Annotated in this window: 1 pseudogene; it reads left to right on the top strand. The window is 68.0% G+C overall.

The features are described from left to right. Positions 1–85: 85 nt before the first annotated feature. Positions 86–929, top strand: a pseudogene (locus tag LUZ64_RS36685) (IS256 family transposase); the annotation flags it as partial.

Raw genomic sequence — 929 nt, 5'->3', positions numbered from 1 at the left:
CGTGTCTGAAAGATCGTGTAAGTCTGTGATGTGACAGGCTGGCCGGGGTCTTGACCTGGGCCTTTGCCAGCGGGGACGGACGGACATGAATGACAAGGAGATGCTGGCCGTCGAGCCGGTCGAGGACGAGCTGGTGGACGAGGTCGTCGAGCGGCTGATGGTCCGCGCCGACGCCTCGGGTGCAGCCCTGCTGGGCGAGGGTGGGCTGCTGACCGAGGTCACCCGGGCCGTGCTGGAAAGGGCCCTGGACGCGGAGATGACCGAACATCTCGGCTACGAGAAGCACGACCGGCAGGCCGCGGTTCGGGTAACAGCCGCAACGGCACATCACCGAAGACCGTGCTGACCGACGCCGGAGCGGTCACCCTGGGAGTGCCCGGGGACCGCGAGGGCTCGTTCGAGCCGCAGCTGGTGCCCAAGCACGCCCGGCGCCTGGCGGGGTTCAACGAGCAGGTCCTGTCGTTGTACGCCCGCGGGATGAGCGTGCGGGACATCCGCTCGCACCTGGCCGGCATGTACGGCATCGAGGTCTCACCGGACCTGATCAGCAAGGTCACCGACGCCGTCACTGACGAGCTCGATGCGTGGCAGACGCGTCCGCTGGACGCGGTCTGGCCGATCATCTACCTCGATGCGCTGTGGGTGAGGATCCGTTCCGGATCTGTGGTCTCCCGGCCGGTCTACCTGGCCGTCGGGGTGGACATGGACGGCTGCAAGGACGTGCTCGGTCTGTGGGCCGGCGACGAGGGCGAAGGCGCCACGACCTGGATGCCCGTGCTGTCCGAGCCGCGTAACCGCGGGGTCGAGGGCGTGTGCATCGTCGCTTGCGACGGGCTGAAGGGCCTGCCCGACGCGGTCACCGCGACCTGGCCCAAAGCCACGGTCCAGACCTGCGTGATCCACCTGATCCGGGCATCGCTGAGATTTGC

The organism is Streptomyces albireticuli (assembly GCF_021228125.1).
GTDB classification, from domain to species: Bacteria; Actinomycetota; Actinomycetes; order Streptomycetales; family Streptomycetaceae; genus Streptomyces; species Streptomyces albireticuli.
Note: the sequence above shows the minus strand (reverse complement) of the source record. Positions and strands in the feature narration are given on the sequence as shown.